The sequence below is a fragment of the Streptomyces sp. S07_1.15 genome (genome assembly GCF_020739505.1).
GTDB classification, from domain to species: domain Bacteria; phylum Actinomycetota; class Actinomycetes; order Streptomycetales; family Streptomycetaceae; genus Streptomyces; species Streptomyces xinghaiensis.
This window is the reverse complement of record NZ_JAJBZK010000001.1, coordinates 6,123,645-6,143,534: the sequence shown is the minus strand read 5'-3', so window position 1 is coordinate 6,143,534 and position 19,890 is coordinate 6,123,645. Positions and strand designations below refer to the sequence as shown.

15 protein-coding genes are annotated in these 19,890 nt (G+C 74.8%); 2 read left to right on the top strand and 13 right to left on the bottom strand.

The window, feature by feature from the left end; translation table 11 throughout:
- Nucleotides 1–112: 112 nt before the first annotated feature.
- The 10 genes from LIX60_RS26375 to LIX60_RS26330 all read right to left on the bottom strand — a co-directional run bounded on the left by LIX60_RS26375 (nucleotide 113) and on the right by LIX60_RS26330 (nucleotide 13,053).
- A complete protein-coding gene (locus LIX60_RS26375; RefSeq protein ID WP_095757598.1) occupies nucleotides 113–1,198 on the bottom strand; it encodes a prephenate dehydrogenase in 1,086 nt (361 codons plus the stop codon).
- Between the two features lie 311 nt (nucleotides 1,199–1,509).
- Complete coding sequence (locus LIX60_RS26370) at nucleotides 1,510–2,862, bottom strand: pseudouridine synthase (protein ID WP_227961235.1); 1,353 nt, start codon at nucleotides 2,860–2,862, stop codon at nucleotides 1,510–1,512.
- Nucleotides 2,862–3,530 carry an SMC-Scp complex subunit ScpB gene (scpB, locus tag LIX60_RS26365; protein WP_227962933.1) on the bottom strand — a complete coding sequence of 223 codons (669 nt, stop codon included), beginning with the start codon at nucleotides 3,528–3,530 and terminating at the stop codon, nucleotides 2,862–2,864. The genes LIX60_RS26370 and scpB overlap by 1 nt, the downstream gene beginning before the upstream one ends.
- A 50-nt stretch (nucleotides 3,531–3,580) precedes the next feature.
- Complete coding sequence (locus LIX60_RS26360) at nucleotides 3,581–4,951, bottom strand: ScpA family protein (RefSeq protein WP_227961233.1); 1,371 nt, start codon at nucleotides 4,949–4,951, stop codon at nucleotides 3,581–3,583.
- A gap of 60 nt (nucleotides 4,952–5,011) precedes the next feature.
- Nucleotides 5,012–5,611 (bottom strand): hypothetical protein, encoded by a 600-nt coding sequence (locus LIX60_RS26355; RefSeq protein WP_227961231.1) that lies wholly within the window; start codon nucleotides 5,609–5,611, stop codon nucleotides 5,012–5,014.
- Nucleotides 5,596–6,753 (bottom strand): ParA family protein, encoded by a 1,158-nt coding sequence (locus LIX60_RS26350; RefSeq protein WP_078650003.1) that lies wholly within the window; start codon nucleotides 6,751–6,753, stop codon nucleotides 5,596–5,598. The genes LIX60_RS26355 and LIX60_RS26350 overlap by 16 nt, the downstream gene beginning before the upstream one ends.
- 361 nt (nucleotides 6,754–7,114) lie before the next feature.
- Nucleotides 7,115–8,230, bottom strand: coding sequence for an alanine dehydrogenase (gene ald / locus LIX60_RS26345; RefSeq protein ID WP_227961228.1), 1,116 nt, complete (start codon nucleotides 8,228–8,230; stop codon nucleotides 7,115–7,117).
- A 163-nt stretch (nucleotides 8,231–8,393) separates the two neighbouring features.
- Nucleotides 8,394–10,460 (bottom strand): tetratricopeptide repeat protein, encoded by a 2,067-nt coding sequence (locus tag LIX60_RS26340; RefSeq protein ID WP_227961226.1) that lies wholly within the window; start codon nucleotides 10,458–10,460, stop codon nucleotides 8,394–8,396.
- 228 nt (nucleotides 10,461–10,688) lie between these two features.
- Nucleotides 10,689–11,321, bottom strand: coding sequence for an NUDIX hydrolase (locus tag LIX60_RS26335; RefSeq protein ID WP_227961224.1), 633 nt, complete (start codon nucleotides 11,319–11,321; stop codon nucleotides 10,689–10,691).
- Between the two features lie 88 nt (nucleotides 11,322–11,409).
- The gene (locus tag LIX60_RS26330) at nucleotides 11,410–13,053 is read right to left on the bottom strand and encodes a CTP synthase (RefSeq protein WP_374117992.1); all 1,644 of its coding nucleotides are present in this window, start codon (nucleotides 13,051–13,053) and stop codon (nucleotides 11,410–11,412) included.
- A 387-nt stretch (nucleotides 13,054–13,440) separates the two neighbouring features.
- Between LIX60_RS26330 and LIX60_RS26325 the strand changes: the two genes are divergently transcribed.
- Nucleotides 13,441–15,249: a glycoside hydrolase family 15 protein gene (locus LIX60_RS26325; RefSeq protein WP_227961219.1), complete on the top strand. Its 1,809-nt coding sequence runs from the start codon at nucleotides 13,441–13,443 to the stop codon at nucleotides 15,247–15,249.
- A gap of 160 nt (nucleotides 15,250–15,409) precedes the next feature.
- Here LIX60_RS26325 and LIX60_RS26320 read toward each other — a convergent pair whose 3' ends face one another.
- The gene (locus LIX60_RS26320) at nucleotides 15,410–16,357 is read right to left on the bottom strand and encodes a glycoside hydrolase family 16 protein (RefSeq protein ID WP_227961215.1); all 948 of its coding nucleotides are present in this window, start codon (nucleotides 16,355–16,357) and stop codon (nucleotides 15,410–15,412) included.
- A gap of 123 nt (nucleotides 16,358–16,480) precedes the next feature.
- Here LIX60_RS26320 and LIX60_RS26315 point away from each other — a divergent pair, with 123 nt between their 5' ends.
- On the top strand, nucleotides 16,481–17,497 hold the full coding sequence (locus LIX60_RS26315; protein WP_227961213.1) for a LacI family DNA-binding transcriptional regulator: 1,017 nt from the start codon (nucleotides 16,481–16,483) through the stop codon (nucleotides 17,495–17,497).
- On the opposite strand, the gene LIX60_RS26310 is transcribed toward LIX60_RS26315, so the two are convergent.
- Together LIX60_RS26310 and LIX60_RS26305 are read right to left on the bottom strand one after the other, a co-directional pair.
- Complete coding sequence (locus tag LIX60_RS26310; RefSeq protein WP_227961211.1) at nucleotides 17,460–18,638, bottom strand: glycosyltransferase family 4 protein; 1,179 nt, start codon at nucleotides 18,636–18,638, stop codon at nucleotides 17,460–17,462. The genes LIX60_RS26315 and LIX60_RS26310 overlap by 38 nt on opposite strands.
- Nucleotides 18,639–18,947: 309 nt before the next feature.
- The gene (locus tag LIX60_RS26305; RefSeq protein WP_227961208.1) at nucleotides 18,948–19,844 is read right to left on the bottom strand and encodes a hypothetical protein; all 897 of its coding nucleotides are present in this window, start codon (nucleotides 19,842–19,844) and stop codon (nucleotides 18,948–18,950) included.
- Nucleotides 19,845–19,890: the final 46 nt, after the last annotated feature.

The following is a 19,890-nucleotide window of genomic DNA, read 5'->3' as shown; positions in this document are numbered from 1 at the left end:
ACCGGCCCCCCGGAGCGCCCCGTACAGCCCCAGGCGTCCCGGGAGCCCCGGGGGCCGCGGGACGGCCGGCCGGTGTGGTACCGGGCCGGTGCCCGGGCGGCGCCGGAGGCGGCTACTGCCGGATCGACCAGCCCTTCTCGCGCAGGGCCGCGGTGAGGCCCGGGGCCGCCGCCGGTTCCACCATGAGCTGGATGAGACCGGCCTGCTGCCCGGTGGCGTGCTCGATCCGGACATCCTCGATGTTGACCCCGGCCCGGCCCGCGTCGGCGAAGATCTTCGCCAGCTGTCCGGGCTGGTCGCCGATGAGCACCGTCACGCTCTCGTACGCCGCCGGGGCCGCGCCGTGCTTCCCGGGTACCCGCTCGCGGCCGGTGTTCCCGCGCCGGAGCACGTCCTCGATGCCGGCCGCGCCGCCGTGCCGCTTCTCCTCGTCGGCCGACTCCAGGGCGCGCAGGGCCCGCACCGTCTCCTCCAGGTCGGAGGCGACCGCGGAGAGGATCTCGGCGACCGGGCCGGGGTTGGCGGAGAGGATGTCGATCCACATGGCCGGGTCGGACGCGGCGATCCTGGTGACGTCCCGGATGCCCTGGCCGCAGAGCCGCACCGCCGTCTCGTCGGCGTCCTCCAGCCGGGCCGCGACCAGGCTGGACAGCAGCTGCGGGGTGTGCGAGACGAGCGCCACGGCGCGGTCGTGGGCGTCGGCGTCCATGACGACCGGCACGGCGCGGCAGAGCGAGACCAGTTCCAGGGCGAGGTTCAGCACCTCGGTGTCGGTGGCGGCGGTGGGCGTGAGGACCCACGGGCGGCCCTCGAAGAGGTCGGCGGTGGCCGCCAGCGGGCCGGACCGCTCACGGCCCGCCATCGGATGCGTACCGAGGTAGGCGGTGAGGTCGCCGCCGAGGGCCTCCAGCTCGCGGCGCGGGCCGCCCTTGACGCTGGCGACGTCCAGATAGCCGCGGGCCAGTCCGCGGCGCTGGGCGCCGGCGACCGTCTCCGCGACCCGGGCGGGCGGTACGGCGACGACCGCCAGGTCCACGGGACCGCCGGGGGCCTCGTCGGTGCCGGCGCCGAGGGCGGCGGCGGTCTGGGCCCGGGACGGGTCGTGGTCGGTGAGATGGACCCGCACGCCGCGGCCGGAGAGGGCGAGCGCGGCGGAGGTGCCGATCAGTCCGGTCCCGATGACGAGGGCGGTTCTCACTGGGTGACGTCCTAGCGGAGTGCGGCTGCGGCGCCGGTACGGGCGGCGGGCGGTGCCGTCCCGGCTCGGGTCCAGCGTAACGAGCGCGGGCGGCGGGGCCGGGCGCGGACCGTCCTGCGAGACGGTGAGCCCGGAGCCGGCCGGGTCCCGGGCCCGCCCGGCGGCCGCGCGATACCCCCCGGGCCCCGCCCGGCCCGGACACCTGCGCGGGGCCCGCCCGGGGTGCCCCGCGGCGCACCCCGGTCCCCGGGCCCGACTGCGGCCCGGCTCCGCTGCGGCCGCGGTGCGGCCCGGTCCCGGCCGGACGGCGGTTAGAGCTCGACCTCGCGCATCAGCATGCCGACCTCGGTGTTGGTGAGGCGCCGCAGCCAGCCGGACTTCTGGTCGCCGAGGGCGATCGGGCCGAAGCCGGTGCGGACGAGCCGGTCGACCGGGAAGCCCGCCTCGGCGAGCATCCGGCGGACGATGTGCTTCCGGCCCTCGTGGAGGCTGACCTCCACCAGGTAGTTCTTGCCGGTGTTCTCCACCACCCGGAAGTGGTCGGCGCGGGCGTAGCCGTCCTCCAGCTGGATGCCGTCCTTGAGGCGCTTACCCAGGTCGCGCGGGATGGGGCCCTGGATCGCGGCGAGATAGGTCTTCCGCACGCCGTACCGGGGGTGGGTGAGGCGGTGGGCCAGCTCACCGTGGTTGGTGAGCAGGATGATGCCCTCCGTCTCGGTGTCGAGCCGGCCGACGTGGAAGAGCCGGGTCTCCCGGTTGGTGACGTAGTCGCCGAGGCACTGGCGGCCGTCCGGGTCCTCCATGGTGGAGACCACGCCGGCGGGCTTGTTCAGGGCGAAGAAGAGGTACGACTGGGTGGCGACGGTCAGGCCGTCGACCTTGACCTCGTCCTTCTCCGGGTCGACCCGGAGGCCCTGCTCGGTGACGATCCTGCCGTTGACCTCGACGCGCCGCTGGTCGATCAGCTCCTCGCAGGCCCGCCGGGAGCCCATGCCGGCCCGCGCCAGGACCTTCTGCAGCCGCTCCCCCTCCGGCTCCCCGAAGGTCGTCGGCGGCTTGGGCCGGTCCGTGCGGTGCCGGGCGCGGTTGCGCTCCTCGATCTGGGCCTCGTACTCGCGGGGACGGGCCGGGGGCTGCGGACGGCCGCGGGACGGACCGCCGCCGCGCGGGCCCGCGCCCCGGGCCGGGCCGCCGCGGGATCCCGCCGGGCTCTTCGGGCCGCCCTTGGCGCCGCCGCGGGCCGCCGCGCCCCGGCTGCCCCCGGGGGATCCGGCCGGGCCCCGGCCGGGACGGCCGTCGCGGTCGGGGGTGCGGGCGCCGCGGTCGCGGTCGTCCCGTGCGGCGCGGCCACGGCCCTCGCGGTCCCGGTCGCGGTCGGCGGGGCGGCGGTCGTCCCGGCCGCGGTCGTCCCTGCGCCGGTCGTCCCGGCCGCGGTCGTCGCGGCCCCGGCTGTCGCGGTCGGCGGGACGGCGCTCGTCACGGCCCCGGCCGCCCTCGCGGTCCCGGTCGAAGCCCACGTCGTAGCGGCGCTCCTCGGGACGGGGCCGGCCGTCGCGCCGCGGCCGCTCGTCGCGGCCTCCCCCGGCCTGCCGCCGGGAGTCCCCTCCCGTGCCCCGGTAGTTCTGCCTACCGGTGTCCCTGCTGTTCCTGCCGCTGCTTCGCATCAAAGTTCCGTCTGAGAGTGGCCGCTGTCGTCTGTGTCCGGAGCGTCCGGATCGAACGACGGCACTCCCTCCTGGGACTCCGGCTCGATCGCCTCCGCCTCGGGGAGGAAGGGCGCGAGCTCCGGCAGTTCGTCCAGGCCGCGCAGGCCCATCCGCTCCAGGAAGTAGTTCGTCGTCCTGTACAGGATCGCACCTGTCTCGGGTTCCGTGCCCCCCTCCTCCACCAGACCCCGCTGGAGGAGGGTGCGCATCACACCGTCACAGTTGACCCCTCGTACGGCCGAGACGCGGGACCTGCTCACCGGCTGCCGGTACGCGACCACGGCGAGTGTCTCCAGAGCGGCCTGGGTGAGCCGGGCCTGCCGGCCGTCCAGGACGAACGACTCGACGGCGTCGGCGTACTCGGGCCGGGTGTAGAAGCGCCAGCCGCCCGCCACCAGCCGCAGCTCGAAGCCCCGGCCCTGGACCGTGTACTCGTCCGCCAGTTCGCGCAGGGCGTCGGAGACGGCGCGGCGCGGACGCTCCAGCACCTTGGCCAGGTGTTCGACGGTCGCGGGCTCGTCGACGACCATCAGGACCGCCTCCAGGGCGGGTTTGAGGTCGAGGCCGGCGACGTCCCGGGCCCCGGCCGGGAGTTCTTCCCCCGCTCCGGCCCCGTGGGCCGCCAACTCCCGGATGTCGTACGCCTCGTCCGCCCCGCCGGTCCCGTGCACCGTGCTCACGCCGTCTCCTTCTGCCCGGCCGCGCCGGTCTTCTCGTCCGCCGGTCTCCCCGGCTCCTGGTCGAACTCGTCCGTGACGAGGGGCCGCTCGCCGTCCCCGTCCCGCGCGCCGGTCCAGCGGACGAGGAGCGAGCCGAGCGCCTCCTCCTGGTCGAGCTCGACCGCGCGTTCCCGGTAGAGCTCCAGCAGCGCGAGGAAGCGGGCGACGACGGTGAGGGTGTCGTCGGTGTCCTCGGTCAGCTCCAGGAACGTCGCCGCTCCGGCGGCGCGCAGCCGGGCGATCACGATCCCCGCCTGCTCGCGCACGCTGACCAGCGGGGCGTGGATGTGGTCCACGTACACCTGGGGCTTCGCGCGGGGCTGCATCGCCTTGACCGCGAGCCGGGCGAAGCCCTCGGCGCCGATGCTGATGACGACGTCGGGCAGCAGTTCGGCGTGGTGCGGTTCCAGGCCGACCGTGCGGGGGTGCCGGCGGGCCTCGGTGACCAGCCGCTCGCCGAAGATGTCGGCGATCCGCTTGTACGCGCGGTACTGCAGCAGCCGCGCGAAGAGCAGGTCCCGGGCCTCCAGCAGCGCGAGGTCGGCCTCGTCCTCGACCTCGGCGGCGGGGAGCAGCCGGGCGGCCTTCAGATCGAGGAGGGTCGCGGCGACGACCAGGAACTCGGTGGTCTGGTCGAGGTCAAAGTCCGGGCCCATGGCCCGGATGTGCGCCATGAAGTCGTCGGTGACCCGGGAGAGGGCGACCTCGGTCACATCGAGCTTGTGCTTGGCGATCAGTTGCAGCAGCAGGTCGAAGGGGCCCTCGAAGTTCGCCAGCCGCACGGTGAACCGGCCGTCGCCCTCCTCGGCGCCTTCAGCAGCGGCTTCACCGGTGCCCGCACGGGCCTCGCCGGCGGCCTCGCCGGAAGGGGACACCCCGTCGCCGTCCTGTTCCGCGGAGGCAGGGACCGGCGCGGGGCGGGCTCCGTCGTCGTCCTGTCCGGCGCGCTCGCGGGCCGGCGGCGCCTGCACGGCGTCCGGTGCGGGGGCCGCCGGAGGGCCGGACCCTGCCCCGGGCCCCGCCGTGGGCGCGGGCTCCGCCGGGGGCGCCGGTTCCGGGGCGGGCGAGGGCTCCGGGGCGGACGGGGACGGCTCCCCGGCGGGCCGCGGCGCGGCGCCGGGGAGCGCCGGGCCCGGGGGCGCGTACGCGGGCGCGTCCGCCGTTCCGGGGACCGGGTCCCGCGCCGGGTCCCGCGCCGGGTCCGGAGCAGGGTCCGGAGCCGGCACGGGGTTCGGCACCGGAAGGGGGGACGGGCGGGCGCCCGGACCGGCGCCCAGCGGGCGGCGGCCCGGCCGGCGGGGCGGGTCTCGGTCGTCGGTCGGCGGCATCGCGGTCCATGGTGCGGAGGGCCGGGCGGAGTGCCGCCCGTGGAACGGGCAGGTTACCGCTCAGCTGCCCCGCAGGCGCCGTACGAGGATGCTCGCGTCCCCCCGCGACTCGAGGTCGGCGAGGACGACCGCGACGGCCTCCCGCACGATCCGGCCGCGGTCGACGGCCAGCCCGTGCTCGCCGCGGAGCACCAGGCGCGCGTGTTCGAGGTCCATCAGCTCCTCGGCGGAGACGTACACCGTGATCTTCTCGTCGTGACGCTCCCGGCCGCTGGGCCGGCGGCCGGCCGCGCGGGTACGGCGGCGGGCCGCTCCTGCCGCGGCGGGGGTGCGCGACGCCGGCCCCGTCTCCTGCTGCCGCCCGCCGGCGGGCCGTACGGGCGGGACGGACGGCGCGGACCGCTCCGGTGCGTCGGCGCGGGGGGCCGGGGCTCCCCGGCCGCCGTGCTCGGGAGCGGCCTCGGGCCGGGCGGTGTCACCGCCGGCCGCGCCCTCCCCGTCCTCGCCCGAGGCCGCCGGGGCGGGGACCCGCGGTGCCTCCGCGGCGGTCTCCCCGCCCGCGTGCTCGCGGGCGGAGGCCGGTGAGGACGCCTGGAGCGCGGTCCCCCCGGTGGTGCGGAACAGTTCGTCGGCGCCGGGAAGGCTCACTCGGCGTGGCACCGGGCGAGCACCTCCCTGGCGAGCTGGCGGTAGGCAGCGGCGCCCACGGAGTTGGAGGCGTAGGTGGTGATCGGCTCACCGGCGACCGTGGTCTCCGGGAAGCGGACCGTGCGGCCGATCACCGTGTGGTAGACGTGGTCGTCGAAGGCCTCGACCACGCGTGCGAGGACCTCGCGGCTGTGGACGGTCCGGGAGTCGTACATGGTGGCGAGGATGCCGTCGAGTTCCAGCTCGGGGTTGAGCCGTTCCTGGACCTTCTCGATGGTCTCGGTGAGCAGGGCCACCCCGCGCAGCGCGAAGAACTCGCACTCCAGCGGCACGATCACCTTGTGCGCCGCGGTGAGCGCGTTGACGGTCAGCAGGCCGAGGGACGGCTGGCAGTCGATGACGATGTAGTCGTAGTCCGCGAGCAGCGGCTTCAGGGCGCGCTGGAGCGTGGACTCCCGGGCCACCTCGCTGACGAGCTGCACCTCGGCGGCCGACAGGTCGATGTTGCTCGGCAGCAGGTCCATGTTGGGGACCGCGGTCTTGAGCAGCACCTCGTCCGCCGCCATGCCCCGCTCCATGAGCAGGTTGTAGACGGTGAGGTCGAGCTCCATCGGGTTGACGCCGAGTCCGACGGAGAGCGCGCCCTGCGGGTCGAAGTCGACCAGCAGCACCCGGCGTCCGTACTCGGCCAGCGCGGCGCCCAGGTTGATGGTCGAGGTGGTCTTGCCGACCCCGCCCTTCTGGTTGCACATCGCGATGACCTTGGCGGGGCCGTGGTCGGTGAGCGGGCCGGGGATCGGGAAGTACGGCAGCGGACGCCCGGTGGGGCCGACCCGCTCCCGGCGCTGGCGGGCCGCGTCCGGGGCGAGGGTGGCCGCGTACTCCGGATCGGGCTCGTACTCCGCGTCCGGGTCGTAGAAGTGCCCGTCGGGCAGGTCCTCGTAGTCGGCGAAACGGGCGGGCTCGCCGCCACCCTGGCCGCCGGCCGTGTCGTTCACGTGATGGCCGTCCATGCTCATGTGGGCTGTCGTGCTCTGCTGGGCTGCGAAGGTGTGGACAGCTATGGATCCGGCAGATTCGAGCCCTGAAAGGCTCCGGCCCTGCGCAGCCGCATCCGGCCGGCCACCTCCGGGAGTAAATGTCGACTCATTCACAAGTCGTCTTACCTCCTTGGATGTGACCAGAAAACTTTATCGATAGGTCAGCGTGGCACTATGCCGACGGTTGGCGACTCTATGGCGTGTCGACGCCTCACAGCAACACAATCCGCCGCACCCGGCACCCTGTGTCGGAGGCGGAACTGCCCGCTGTCAAGGGCGTTTACGCCTCCGGGCGGCACATATCGGCAGGAACGAAACCGGTCGAACGGTGATGTTCGAGGCGTGTTGACCCCGTCGTGGGAGAAGCCGGACACACGTCCGGCCGGACCTCACTCTCCGAGGTCCGGCCGAAATCGCATGGTTGACGCCCCGTCATGGCGTATGGGGCCCGCGCCCCGGGGAGTTGCCGGCGGGCTCAGCCGAGCAGGGCGCCGAGGTCGGCCGCGGCCATGCCGTGCGCCTCGGCCACGGGCCCGTAGGTGACCTGCCCCTCATGGGTGTTGAGGCCCTTGGCCAGCGCGGGGTCCCGGCGCAGCGCCTCGCGCCAGCCCCGGCCGGCGAGTTCCACGATGTACGGCAGGGTGACGTTGGTCAGCGCGTGAGTGGAGGTGTTCGGCACCGCGCCCGGCATGTTGGCCACGCAGTAGAAGACCGAGTCGTGGACGGTGAACGCCGGTTCGGCGTGGGTGGTCGGACGGGAGTCCTCGAAGCAGCCGCCCTGGTCGATGGCGATGTCGACAAGGACACTTCCGGGCTTCATCCGGGAGACCAGCTCGTTGGTGACCAGCTTGGGCGCCTTGGCGCCCGGGATGAGCACGGCGCCGATCACCAGGTCGGCGGCGAGCACGGCGCGCTCCAGCTCGAAGGCGTTGGAGGTGACGGTCTGCACGCGGGTGCCGAAGATCTTGTCGGCCTCGCGCAGCTTGTTGACGTCCTTGTCGAGCAGGGTGACGTGGAAGCCCATGCCGATGGCGATCTGGGCGGCGTTCCAGCCCGAGACACCGGCGCCGATGATCACGGCGCGGCCCGCCGGCACACCCGGCACCCCGCCGGGCAGCACCCCGCGCCCGCCGGCCGAGCGCATCAGGTGGTACGCGCCCACCTGGGGCGCGATCCGGCCGGCGACCTCGGACATCGGGGCGAGGAGCGGCAGCCGGCGATCGGCGGTCTCCACCGTCTCGTAGGCGATGGCGGTGGTGCCGGACTCCAGCAGCGCCTCGGTGCACTCGCGGGAGGCGGCCAGGTGCAGATAGGTGAAGAGAACCTGGTCCTTGCGGAGGCGGTGGTACTCCTCGGCGACCGGCTCCTTCACCTTGAGCAGCAGGTCGGCGTCGGCCCAGACCTCGTCGGCGGTCTCCAGGACGGTGGCGCCGGCGGCGGTGTACTCCTCGTCCGGGATGGAGGAGCCGCGGCCGGCGTCCCGTTCCACCAGGACGCGGTGCCCGCCCCGCACCAGTTCGTGCACGCCGGCCGGGGTTATCGCCACCCGGTACTCGTTGTTCTTGACCTCGCGGGGAATGCCGACCTTCACGGGGATCACAGTCCTTGGATGAGGGGGTTCTTCCAGCAAGCCGGGACATACCGGTACATCCAGGATGCACACACTTCTTCCGCGGCGCAGCCAGTCTAATGAAGGAGGTTCCCCTGTCCAGCCTTGCAAACCTCAAATTTCTGCTGGATGTTCTACATGTTTCTTAGGCGGGTCCTGGAGTTTCGCTCAACAGCCGCTGAGCCGCGGCCCGCTGGACGCCGGCGGCCACCGGATCGCCGAGCCGGTCCAGGGTGTCCGCGGTCCGCAACTGGATCCCCGCCGCCAGCCGCCGGTCGCCGGCCCGCCGGGCCGCGGCCAGCGCCTCGGCCCCGGTCCGCAGCGACTCCTCGGGCCGGCCGGCCCGCTCCTGCGTCCAGGCCAGCTCGCCCAGCGCGCGGGCGTGCCCCGCGTCGTCCCGCATCCTGCGGCAGCCGGCCGCCGCCGCGCGCCAGTCACGCAGCGACTCCTCCCAGTCACCGGCGCGGCCGTGCACCGTGCCCAGGCGCCCGTAGAGCCGCACCTCCGCGGCGAGTTCCCCGCGGGAGAGCCGCAGGGCCAGTGCCCGGCCGTACCAGTCCGCGGCGCGCTGCCAGTCCTCCAGCTCCTCGTACGCGGCGCCGAGCGACTCCATGACCCGGCCCGCCAGCGCCCGGTCCCCGGCCTCCCGCGCCGCCTCCAGCGCGGAGCGGTACCGGGCCGCGGCGTCACGGACCCGGCCCGCGGCGGCGTCCAGATCCGCCAGGTTGACGTGGGCGGCCGCCTGCTCCGGTACGAGCCGGTGCCGTTCGGCCGCCTCCAGGGCAAGCTGGTGCAGCGGATAGAGCTCCGGGGCGGCCGCCTCCTCGCCGCGGTGGGCGATCAGCGCCCGGGCGAGGGCCGACAGCAGCCGCCGCGCCTGCGTCGCCGGCTCGCCCTCCTCGACGGCGAGCCGCACCGCGGTCCGCAGCACCGGCAGCCGGGCGTCCAGCCACACCCCCGCCGCCGCCCGGGACGGGAAGCGCAGTTCCCGGGGCAGCTTCTCCAGCCAGGCGCGGGCCGCCGGCTCCTCGTCACGCTCCGCCTCCGCCCGGCAGGACCGCAGCTGCCGCACGAGGCGCTCCAGCATCCGGGCCCGGGCGGTGCCGATCGCGGCGGGCTTCTCCCGCTCCCGCAGTGCCGCGTCCACCAGCGGGAAGAGGCAGCCCGGCAGCCGGTAGGCGGGGCCGCCGGGGAGCCCGGGCGCCTCGCCGGCGGGACGGAGCATCCCCCGGGCCGCCAGATCGGCCAGCAGCGACCGGGCGACGGACAGCGGGCAGCCCGCGAGCGCGGAGGCGATCTGCGCGTCGGCGAACCCGGCCGGGGCCAGCGCCAGCAGCCGGAGCAGCACGGCGGCGGCCTGCGGCAGCCCGCCGTACGCGAGCCGGAAGGCGCGGGCCAGCGGCCGTATCGACGGGCCGTCCCCGGAGACCGGTGCCGCCGCGCCGGGGTCCGCGCGCACCGCGCGGTCCGCGCCGGAGGGCAGTCCGCGCATCCCCAGCACCGCGTCCGCGACGGAGGCGGTGGGACGGCCCGCCAGCCAGCCCCCGGCGACCAGCAGCGCCGCCGGGCGGCCGCCGCACTCCTCGACGAGCGTCTGCGCGGCCTGCGGGTCGACGGTCACCCGGGTACGGCCCGCGTACCGCGCGAGCAGCGCGACCGCCGCGGTGGTGCCGAGCCCGCCGAGGGTGCAGGGCCGGACGTCGGGGATGCCGGTCAGCGGCCCTTCGGAGACGGCGACCACCAGGCAGCCCGGGGTGTCCGGGATCAGCTCGTGCACCTGCGCGGGGTCGGCCGCGTCGTCCAGCAGCAGCAGGCAGCGGCGGCCGGCGAGGGCGGCGCGCACGGCCTCGGTGAGCTCGTCCTCGGCGGCCCCGGCGGGCGCCGAGCCGCCGAGCGCGCCGAGCAGGTCGCGGGCCGCGTCCTCCGGCGGGACGGGGCGGCCGTCCGGCTCCGTCAGCCGGACCCGGTACAGGCCGCCCGGGTAGTCCCCGGCCACCGCGCGGGCCAGCTCCTCGGCCAGCGCCGTCCGGCCGGACCCGGGGCGGCCGGCGACGAGCAGCACCCGGCTGCGGGCGGCCTTCCGGCCGGAGAGGGTGTCGAGGCCGGTCCGTCCGATGTCGGCGCGGAGGGCTTTCAGCTCCCGGTCGCGTCCGATGATCCCGCCCGCCGTCACCCCGGCCGGCCCGTCGGTGCCGACCGCCTGCTCCGTCACCGGCCACGCTCCGTCCGTCCGCTCCACCAGGGGCACACCGAGGGTAGTTCACCCCGGGCCGTGGTCCGGCCGCTCCGGGTGACGGGAGGGCCGGCGGCCGGACGGGCGCCCGGCGGAGAGACCCGCCGGGCGGCCGGGAGGAGGAAGCGGCCCGGGGGGAAGCGCCCCGGGCGGGGACTTTCAGAAGCGGTGGTCCTCAGGAGCAGAGAGGTCCGGGAGCCGGAGGGTTCAGGAGAACGGCCGGGCCGGCCACGGCGCCCCGGCCGGGCGGAGCGTCTCGTCGCCGCCGGAGGCGCGTACCGCCGTCAGCGCGAGCACGCCGACCACCAGGCAGTTGTTGTGCAGATCGCCCGCCAGAACCCCCCGGACGAGCTCCGCCAGCGGCACCCGGGCCAGCTCCATGTCCGCCTCCTCCTCGGAGACTTCGAAGCGCTCGCCCTCGACCGCGGAGATCTCCCGGGCGAGGAAGATCCGCACCGCCTCGTCGCAGCCGCCGGGCGAGGTGTAGACGTCCGTGAGGACCCGCCAGTCCTCCGCCTTGACGTGCGCCTCCTCGTACAGCTCCCGCTGGGCGGCGTGCAGCGGGTTCTCCCCCGGCACGTCGAGCAGGCCGGCCGGGATCTCCCAGAGCTTCTGCCGCACCGGGTGCCGGTACTGGCGCAGCAGCAGGACCCGGTCCCGCTCGTCGAGGGCGAGGACCGCCACCGAGCCGGGGTGCGTCTGGTAGTCGCGGCGGGCGGTGCTCCCGTCCGGCATGACGACCTCGTCCGTGCGGACGCCGGTCTTGTTGCCGGTGAACGGGGTCTCGGTGGCGGTGACCCGCCACTCCTCCGGGGTGTCCCGGATGTCGGGGGTGCCCATGCGCTGTCCGCGTCCTTCCGTCGTGCCGTCGCCGGGGGCCGGACCGTGAACCCGGGCCCCCGGCAACCGTATCGCCCGCCGACGGGCCTCAGGCGCGGCCGTCGATCACGGCCTTGACCAGACCCGCGAAGAGGGGGTGCGGGCGGGTCGGGCGGGAGCGCAGCTCCGGGTGCGCCTGGGTGGCGACCAGATACGGGTGGACCTCGCGCGGGTACTCGACGAACTCGACCAGCTTGTTGTCCGGGGAGGTGCCGGAGAAGACCAGGCCGGCCTTCTTCTCCAGCTCGGTGCGGTAGGTGTTGTTGACCTCGTACCGGTGCCGGTGGCGCTCCTCGACGTAGGGCTGGTCGCCGTAGGTCTCGCGGACGATGGAGCCCTCCGCGAGCTTCGCCGGGTACATCCCGAGCCGCATGGTGCCGCCGAGGTCGCCGGCGCCCTCCACGATGGCGAGCTGCTCCTCCATGGTGGAGATGACCGGGTGCGCGGTGGCGGCGTCGAACTCGGTGGAGTTGGCGTCCGGGACGCCGGCGAGGTTGCGCGCCGCCTCGATCACGATGCACTGCAGGCCCAGGCAGAGGCCGAGCAGCGGCAGTTTGTGCTCGCGGGCGTAGGTGATGGCGCCGACCTTGCCGTCCACGCCGCGCTCGCCGAAGCCGCCCGGGATGCAGACCGCGTCCACGTCGCCGAGCTGCTCCTTGGCGCCGGCCGGGGTGCGGCAGTCGTCCGAGACGACCCACTTGATCTTCACCCGGGCGTTGTTGGCGAAGCCGCCCGCGCGCAGCGCCTCGGTCACGGAGAGATAGGCGTCGGGCAGGTCGATGTACTTGCCGACGAGGGCGACCGTCACCTCGTGCGCCGGCCGGTGGACCCGGCCGAGCAGGTCGTCCCACTCGGTCCAGTCCACGTCGCGGAACGGCAGGTCGAGCTTGCGGACGACGTAGGCGTCGAGGCCCTCGGTGTGCAGCACCTTGGGGATGTCGTAGATGGACGGGGCGTCCTTGCAGGCCACCACGGCGTCCTCGTCGACGTCGCACATCAGCGAGATCTTCCGCTTGATGGAGACCGGGACGTCGCGGTCGGCGCGGAGCACGATCGCGTCCGGCTGGATACCGATGTTGCGCAGCGCGGCGACGGAGTGCTGGGTCGGCTTGGTCTTGAGTTCGCCGGACGGGCCGATGTACGGCAGCAGCGAGATGTGGACGACGAACACGTTGTCGCGGCCGACCTCGTGCCGGACCTGGCGGACGGCCTCCAGGAACGGCAGCGACTCGATGTCGCCGACGGTGCCGCCGACCTCGGTGATGACGACGTCCACGTCCTCCGTGGCCATCCGCCGGACCCGGTGCTTGATCTCGTTGGTGATGTGCGGGATGACCTGCACGGTGTCGCCCAGGTACTCGCCGCGCCGCTCCTTGGCGATCACGGTGGAGTAGATCTGGCCGGTGGTGACGTTGGCGGAGCCGTCGAGGTCGACGTCGAGGAAGCGCTCGTAGTGGCCGATGTCCAGGTCGGTCTCGGCGCCGTCGTTGGTGACGAACACCTCGCCGTGCTGGAAGGGGTTCATCGTGCCCGGGTCGACGTTGAGGTACGGGTCGAGCTTCTGCATGGTCACGCGCAGACCGCGGGCCTTGAGCAGCCGGCCGAGGCTGGAGGCGGTGAGTCCCTTGCCGAGCGAGGAGGCGACACCCCCGGTGACGAAGAGGTGCTTGGTCGTCGTGGGCTTAGCGGCGATGGCCAAGAGGGGGCTCCCGTGGTCGCGAAGTGAGGTGCGGATCGGCCCCTTTCGGACGGGGTGCCGGCGCTGCGGTTCCGGGGTGCGGTCTCAACGGACGCTTCCCACCGGTCCACGGGCCACCAGGGTATCAGCGACCGCGGACGGCCGCTTCCGGCCATCCGCGCAAGCCCCCTCGGCCACTGCGTGCGGTAGCCCACCCGTTCGGCTCAGTCACCTTGCCCGGACCGTCACACGGAACCCATTCCAGCGTCGTATCCTTCTCGGACACATCAGCGAGCCGGCCGGCATGGCACCACCCACGTCAGTCACCGGAACGAGACTCGTCACATGTTCCCTTGACCGCAAGACCCCTTCCCCGGGGCACCAAAGGCCGTTCGACTGGAGATGCACGTGGCCGGGCGCATCGAGGACTACGCACTCATCGGCGATATGCAGACCGCCGCCCTCGTCTGCCGGGACGGGACAGCAGACTGGCTGTGCCTGCCCCGCTTCGACTCCCATGCCATCTTCGCCGGTCTCCTCGGGACGGACGAGCACGGCTTCTGGCGGCTGGGACCGGCCCACGCGAAGGACGCCGAGCCCCCGGCGGCCGACCGCCGGCGCTACCGCGGCGACTCCCTGGTCCTGGAGTCGGAGTGGGACACCCCGCGCGGCACGGTCAGAGTGATCGATTTCATGCCGCCGCGTGACGGCGCCCCCCAGCTGATCCGCATCGTCGAGGGCGTCAGCGGCCGGGTGCGGATGCGGTCCGCGCTGCGGATGCGGTTCTCCTACGGCTGGGTCGTGCCGTGGGTGCACAAGGTGGACGACCGCACGGTCGCCGTCGCCGGCCCCGACTCGGTGTGGCTGGACTCCCCCGTGCCCACGTACGGCGAGGACCTCACCACCTACGCGGACTTCACCATCTCGCCGGGTGAGCGGATCGCCTTCACCATCAGCTGGCAGCCCTCGCACAAGCAGCCCCCGCCGCTGCCGGAGCCCGAGACGTCCCTGGAGGCGACCGAGGACTTCTGGCGCGACTGGGTGGCCCAGTGCACCTACCACGGCCCGTACCGGGACGCGGTGGTGCGCTCACTGATCACGCTCAAGGCGCTGACGTACGGGCCGACCGGCGGCATCGTCGCCGCGCCCACCACCTCCCTCCCCGAGGACGTCGGCGGCAGCCGCAACTGGGACTACCGCTTCACCTGGCTGCGGGACGCCGCGATCACCCTCTCCTCGCTGCTGCGCACCGGCTACCGCGAGGAGGCCCGCGCCTGGCGCGAGTGGCTGCTGCGCGCGGTCGCCGGCGACCCGGAGAACCTGCAGATCATGTACGGCATCGCGGGCGAGCGCGAGCTGGGCGAGACCGAGCTGACCTGGCTGCCCGGCTACGAGAACTCCCAGCCGGTGCGGGTCGGCAACGGCGCCGCGGGCCAGCTCCAGCTCGACGTCTACGGCGAGGTCACCGAGGCGCTGCACCTGGCCCATATGACCGGTCTGGCCCGCAACGACTACGCCAGCCTGCTCCAGATCAAGCTGATCAGCTACCTGGAGGACCACTGGGACGAGCCGGACGAGGGCATCTGGGAGGTCCGCGGTCCGCGCCGGCACTTCGTGCACTCCAAGGTGATGGCGTGGGTCGCCGTCGACCGCACGGTGAAGCTGATCGAGTCGGGCGACGTGGACGGCCCGCTGGACCGCTGGCGCGATCTGCGCGACGAGATCCACCGCACCGTCTGCGAGAAGGGCTACGACAAGGAACGGAACACCTTCACCCAGTCCTACGGCTCACGGGAGCTGGACGCCTCGCTGCTGCTGATCCCGCAGATGGGCTTCCTGCCGCCGGACGACAAGCGGGTCATAGGCACCATCGAGGCGATCCAGCGGGAGCTGTCGACCTCGGACGGTTTCGTGCTCCGCTACCCGACGGAGGGCGAGGAGGCGGGCGTGGACGGCCTGGAGGGCGACGAGGGCGCCTTCCTGGCCTGCTCGTTCTGGCTGGCCGACGACCTGGCGATGATCGGCCGGGTCGAGGAGGCCCGCAAGCTCTTCGAGAAGCTGCTGGGGCTCCGCAACGACCTCGGTCTGCTCGCGGAGGAGTGGGACCCGCGGCTCCAGCGCCAGGTGGGCAACTTCCCGCAGGCGTTCAGCCACGTTCCGCTGATCGACACGGCGCTGCGGCTGACGGCGTCCGGAGCGTACGGCGCCTGATCCCCCGCTCCTGCCACACCACCGGGCCCCGGCGGACGCGTTGTCCGCCGGGGCCCGGTGCTTTCCGGCCCGCCCCCCTCCCTGACACGAGGGGGGAACGGGGTCGCTCAGGAGGCGTCGAGGGTGAGGGTGAAGCGCGTCCCGCGACTGATCGTGCGGCTCACCCGCTCTGCTGGACGGAGACGTAGTCGACGATCATGGGCACCCCGGGCCGGGTGGCGGCGGTGGGGGTGGCGTGGCCCGCGACCCCGTCGGGGAAGGCGCCGCCCATGGCCACGTTGAGCAGCACGAAGTGGCCGTGGTGGGCGGCGTCGGCCCAGGTGGCGGCGTCCAGGTCGGCCGAGCTCACCGTGTGGTAGTGCTGCCCGTCGACGTACCAGCGCAGATACTCGGTGGAGCCGGTCCGGTCGAGTTCCAGGGCGAAGGTGTGGAAGCCGGACTGGCAGCTGCTGCCGGGGCAGGTGGTGGAGCCGCCGCGGCCGTCGTACTCGTTGCAGGGGCCGCCGGGCGCGGTGCCGCAGTGGAGCACGCCCCATACGGTGTTGAGCCCGTTGACGTTCTCCATGATGTCGAACTCGCCGATCCCCGGCCAGTTCCAGTAGTCGCCCCGGAAGTCCGCGCCCAGGGTCCAGAAGGCCGGCCAGTAGCCGAGCGCCTCCTCGCCCGTGATGTCGGGCATCTGGATGCGCGCCTCGATGCGCATCGTGCCGCCCTCGGGGGCGGCGAAGTCGGTCCGGCGGGTCTCGATCCGGGCCGAGGTCCACGTCCCGGAGCCGTCCTTGAGCGGGGTGATCCGCAGATTGCCCCGGCCGTCCTGGCTGACATTGGCCGGATCGTCGGTGTACGTCTGGGTCTCGCCGGTGCCCCAGTTCGCCGGACCGCCCGGGTAGGAGGTGCCGGTGTCGATGATCCAGTCGGAGCTCGGCGGCAGCGCGCCCGCCGGTCCGTCGAAGTCCGCGCGCCAGACCTCCTGGAGGGCGCCGGCGCGGGTCCGGTCGTCGCCGGCGGGCGTGTCCGCCGGGGATCCGGCCCAGGCCGCGGGCAGGATCATCGCGGTACCCGCGACGACTCCGGCCACGGCCGCGGCCAGCTTGATTTTCTTGCTCATGGGTCCGCTCTCCTCGCATGGTGGGGGTCGAGGGGCTATGTGAGAGCGCTCTCAAGCCATGCGGAAGACAGTGCCGATCTCAGGCGGTAGCGTCAAGCCTCCTGGAGAAAAGAGGAGTTGAAGGTGGCCGATACCCGTCCCACGCTGGAAGCCGTCGCCGCGCACGCCGGAGTGTCCCGGGCCACCGTCTCGCGGGTGGTCAACGGCAGTACGGGCGTCCGTGCGGCCGTACGGGACCGGGTGGAGCGGGCGGTGGCGGATCTCGGGTACATTCCCAACAGCGCCGCGCGTTCGCTCGTCACCCGGCGCACCGGGGCCGTCGCCGTGATCGTCGCCGAACCGGAGCGGCGGGTTTTCGCCGATCCCTTCTTCGCCCAGCAGCTGCGCGGCATCAGCCGCGAACTGGCCGCGTACGACACCCAGCTGGTGCTGATGCTGGTGGAGCGGCGGGAGGACTACGACCGGATCGGCCGCTACCTCTCCGGCGGCCACGTCGACGGCACGCTGATGTTCTCCCTGCACCGCGACGATCCGCTGCCCGGCATGGCCGCCGCCTCCGGCCTGCCCGCGGTCTTCGGCGGCCGCCCCGGCTGGCCGGGCGCCGAGGAGGACCCCGGGCTGCTGTACGTCGACACCGACAACCGCGACGGTGCCCGGCAGGCCGTCCGGCATCTGCGGGACCGCGGCCGGAAACGGATCGCCGTCATCACCGGCCCGCTCGACCAGACCTCCGCGGCCGACCGCCTGGACGGCTACCGGGACGCCCTCGGGGGCCCCGGAGACGTCGCCCAGGGGGACTTCACCGCCGAGGGCGGCGAGCGCGCCATGCTCGAACTCCTGGACCGCTGCCCGGATCTGGACGCCGTCTTCGCCTCCTCGGACCTGATGGCCACCGGCGCCCTGCGCGCCCTGCGCGCCCGCGGCCTGCGGGTGCCGGAGGACGTGGCGATCGTCGGGTACGACGACATGGAGCCCGCGAGCTGGTCGGATCCGCCGCTCACCACCGTCCGCCAGGAGGTGGAGGAGATGGGGCGCCTGATGGCCGGCCTGCTGCTGCGCCGGCTCGGCGTCGCCCCGCCGGACGAGGGCCTGGCGCCGGTGATCACCCAGGCGCGGCTGATCGTCCGCGCCTCCACCTGACCGGGCGGCCGGCCAGTTCGTCGTAGACGCTCAGCACCTGCGCCACCGTGTCCTCCGCCGTGGGGCCGTGCGCGGCACGCGCCCGGCCCGCCGCCCGGAGCCGCTCGCGCCGTCCGGGGTCGGCGAGCAGCCCGCCGACGGCCTCCGCGAGGGCGCGGGGGTCGCCGTAGGGGACGAACTCGGCCGCGTCGCCGGCGAGATCGCGCACCGCGCCGGAGCCCACCGCGACCATGGGCACACCCGCCCGCAGGGCCTCCCGGACGAGCGGCAGCGGCGCGTCGCGGCGGCCCGGCAGCAGCAGGACGTCGGCGGCGGCGACGAGTTCCGCCCCGTCGGGCCGGTGGCCGAGCAGCCGCACGGGCAGGTCCTCGAAGTCGATCCGCCGCTGCAGCGCCGTCCTGGCGGGCCCGTCCCCGGTGACGAGGAGCAGCGGACGCGGCTCGCGGACGCTCCAGGCCCGGGCGGCGTCCAGCAGCGGCCGCATCCCCTCCCCGGGAGCGAGGCGGCCGACCGCGAGCAGCAGCGGCCGCCCCTGCGCGCCGAGAGCGGCCCGCCGGGCGGTCCGCGCGTCCGGCCGTCCGGACCGGACCGCGTCGCTGCCGCTCTCCGCGGGCGGGCGCCGCGGGGGCAGCATGACGGACACCAGCCGGGCGTCCCGCGCCCCGCGCCGCCGGGCCCGGTCGACGAGTTCCGTGGTCGCGCCGAGCACGACCGCGGCCGTCCGGGCCGCCCGGCGCTCCATCAGCCGCACCAGGCCGCCCCGCACCCCCTCCGCGTACGCCCCGCGGTGCCAGGTGACGACCAGCGGTACGGAGCCGCGGCCCAGCGCGAGGGAGACCCGGAACGCGGCACGGAGACCGTGCGCGTGGACGACGTCGGCCCCGGCGCACACGGCACGCAGCACGGCGACCGTGGCCGGGTCGGCCCGGAGCGCGGTGGCGGCGAAGTGCGCCCCGGAGCCGGTGAAGTCGTGGGCCCGCTCGGCGCAGCGCGGGGCGCAGACCGTGACGCGCACGCCCCGGGCCACCAGTCCGGCGGCCAGGGCGCGCACCTGCGCGCCGCTGCCGGAACGGCCGTGCCCGAGCACATGGACGGCGTGCAGCCCCGGTTCCCGGTGCGGCGGTACGGGTGTGCTGCTCACTTCGGGGTGCACTCCTGGAGGTGTCCTGGGTGTGGTCCGATTCCGGCCCGGTCGGGTCCGATCCGCTCCGGTCGGTGGCGCGGGGGCACGGGGCACGGGTCCGGAGCCGGCGGCCCGTCACCGGTCCCGGGCGGCGGGCGGAACCCGCTCGGGCCCCGATCCCGCCCGGCGCCGCCGGACCTGTCACGGCCCCCACCGCACCCGGCACGGCCCGCGCCGGCCCGGTACGGCGGACGGCGCGCCCCCCAGGATGCCTGCCCCTCTCCCACTGCCGGCAGCCGCCTCGACTCCCGCCGCCCGCACGCCCGTTCAGCCTCTGCGACCCCCCGTGACCCGGACCGGCGTCGCCCCGCGCGAGAAGACCGAGACCGGGTCCGGCCGGCGGCCCAGCGCGTCCCAGACGCGCAGGACGGGCCGGTCGAGCCAGGCGGGCCCGTCACCGATCCGCTCCCCGGCCACCGCGGCGGCGAGCAGCACGGCCGCGGCCAGCAGCAGCCCCGCGCGGTCGCTGCCGGCCGCGACCGCCAGGCCGAGCCCGGCGCCGAGCGCGTGCGCGCCGGTGTCGCCGAGCATCGTGCGCTCGTCCAGGTCGTCCGCGAGCAGGGCGGCCGCGGCTCCCATCGGCGCGGCACAGAGCAGACCCGCCGCTCCCCCGCGCAGCAGCACGGGCGCGCCCATCGCGAGGACGGCCTTGGCGGCCCGCCCGGGCCGTACGTCCAGCAGATTGACCAGATGCGCGGCTCCGGCGACGACCAGGCCGGCCGGCAGCGCGTCGAGCGGCCGCCGCCGCACCAGCGCTCCGGCGGCGAGCCCGGCCGCGCCGATGCCGAGCAGCTTGATCCCGCCGGAGGTGATCTCCCCGTGCCGCAGCGCGGTCAGATGGGCGCGGAAGCCGCGCCGGGCGTCGTTCCGGCCCGCCAGGTCGTCGTACGCGCCGCAGGCACCCGCCGCGAGGACCGCCAGCGCCGCGGCCCCGCGCACCCGGGCCGGGAGGCCGGGGACGGTCGCCGCCGCGAGCGCGGTGCCCAGCACCACCGCCGGACCGGCGTACAGATCGACCGGCCGGCCGGCGTGGTTGCGCCGCTCCCACAGCGCCGCACCGCCCGGCGGCCTGCGGCGTATCCCGGCGAAGACGGCCCGGGCCGCCCCCGCCGCGGCGAACAGCACCTGCGTACGCCCGCGTTCCGCGCCGTCCGGCACCGTCATCGTCCGCTCCCCTCACCGCTGAACCGCCCGACACCCTACGCGCCCC